Source organism: Nitrospirillum amazonense (assembly GCF_029594735.1).
Classification (GTDB): Bacteria; Pseudomonadota; Alphaproteobacteria; order Azospirillales; family Azospirillaceae; genus Nitrospirillum; species Nitrospirillum amazonense.
Genome location: NZ_JARPAF010000003.1, coordinates 179,450 through 181,572, shown reverse-complemented (window position 1 = coordinate 181,572; position 2,123 = coordinate 179,450). Strand labels below are relative to the sequence as shown.

Annotated in this window: 1 protein-coding gene; it reads right to left on the bottom strand. The window is 70.3% G+C overall.

Translation table 11 applies throughout. The features are described 5' to 3' along the window. Positions 1 to 2,123 (bottom strand): autotransporter outer membrane beta-barrel domain-containing protein (locus tag P5F91_RS19240; protein WP_277907968.1); only part of this gene is annotated, 2,123 nt, incomplete at its 5' end.

Here is a 2,123-nt window from a genome sequence, read left to right as displayed (position 1 = left end):
TCAGAAGCTCCAGCTGGCGCGCAGGACGCCGCCGTGGCTTTGGTAGTCGTGGCGGTATTCGCCGTTGTACTCCAGGCGCAGGCTGAAGGCTTCGCTCTGCTGCAGGGTGGCGCCCAGGTTGACGGCCAGGCCGTCGGTGTTGACCCGGCCGGTGGTGCTGGCGAAGGCCACGCCGGCCAGCACGCCCGTCGTCGGGATGGGCCCATCCTTGAAGTCGTGCACCCAGGCCACCCGCAGGTCCGGCGACAGCAGGCCAACGCCCGTGTTCCACTGCGTGTCCACCTTCAGCCCCAGCTCCTGCGTCACCGCGTTGGTGCCCAGCACATCCACCTTCAGGTTGGCCGGACCGGCGTCGTGTTCCTGGTAGGCATGGTTCACCAGGCGCACGAAGCGCAGGCTGTATTGCGGCGTGAAGGTGAACGCCCCCTGCTGCGGCAGGTCGTAGCCCACCGTCACCTTGCCCAGGTACTGCTCGCCACCGTAGTTGGCGTTGGCGCGGGCGCCCAGGAAGGCGATGTCGCGGCGCTGGTCGTAGTGGTTGTAGCCCCAGCCCACCTGGCCCTCCACCGACAGCTTCTGGTCGGCGAAGTCCGGACGCCAGACGCTGTAGGCCGTCAGCTGGTAGCTGCCCACCCGTGTCAGGCTGCCCGCCATGACGCCCTGGCCCACCGACGCGCTGTTGATCCAGCTGAAGGCCAGGCCCGCCATGACCTCGTCGCTGGCGAACCAGTCGGCACCCAGCACCAGGCCGCTGCTGCTGGCGCGGTAGCCCGCCGCCTCCGTCGTCGTGCCGCGCAGCACGCCGGCACCCACGATCTCGCCCCAGATCACGCCTTCGCGCCCGTTGGAGCCCGCGGCCATGCCCTTCTCCCCGCCGTCCATCAGGCTGGCCACCGTCTCCTGGTGCTGGCTGATGGCCGTGGTGGTGGGCGTCACCGAGGTCGCCGTCAGCTGCGGCGTCAGCTGGCTGGGCGACAGCTGCGCCACCGCCACCTGCTTGGCCGCCGGCGTCAGCGTCGCCAGCGGCGCCAGCACCTGCTGCGTGAACGCCGCCAGCTGCTGGTTGGTGGTGATGCTGTTGCTGGCCAAGGCCGCGATCTGGTCCAGGGCCGAGCCCGTGCCCACCGCCGCACCACCCTGGGCATTGCCCACCGCCGTGTAGTTGGTGGCCTTGCCCGCCACCTTCACCACCAGCTGGGTGGTGCTGCCCACCGTCACCAGGTCGCTGGTCACGGTGTAGCCCGTGGCCGTGAAGTCCACCCCGCTCAAGGTCAGCCCATTGCCCGAGGCAATGGTGTAGGTGCCGGCCTGCAACGCCCCGGCCCCGCTGCCCACGCCCTGCAGCAGCACCGAGCCGCCGGTGAAGGCCGCCGCACCGCTGACCGCCAGGTTGCCGTAGCTGGTCGGCGTGGTCACGCCGATGGCCAGCGTGCCCGCCGATTGGCTGTACGCGCCGGTGATGTTGATGGCGCTGTTCACCAGCAGGGTCGCCCCGCTGTTGAACACCGTGTGGCTGCCGACGGTGATGTGGTCGTTCAGCAGCTGCACGCCGCCGGTGAAGCGCACGTTGCTGCCGGTGTTGCTGATCGTGCCGATGGCGCCGTTGAACCCGGTCAGGGTGCCCGGGGCCGTGGCGCTGCCGCCGTTGATGATCAGGTCGCCGGTCGACAGGTTGGTGATGTTGCCCGCCAGTGCCCCGCTGTTGGCCAGGGTCCCCAGGGTGCCCGTGGAGGCGATGTACAGCGCCGTCGGGCTGGCCACCGTGCCGGTGTTGTTCAGCGTATCCAGGCTGGCGCCGATGTAGTCGTTGCCCGCCGCCGCCAGCAGGGTGCTACCGGCATTGTTGGCCAGCGTGCCCGTGACGTTCAGGGTGGCCAGGCTGGCGCCGATGTAGTCGTTGCCCGCGACCGCCAGCAGAGTGCCGCCGCTGATCGAGCCCTTGGCGTCCAGGCCCGTCAGGCCGCTGGTGACCACGGCCCCGGTGTAGGACGAGCCCGCCCCACCCTGGATCATGGTCACGCTGTCGCCAACGACGTAGTTGCCCACGCCGGAGACGCCGGCGCTGACCGTGCCGCCCGTCACCAGCGCCGGGCCGCTGACCGTCAGCACATGGCCGCCCACGT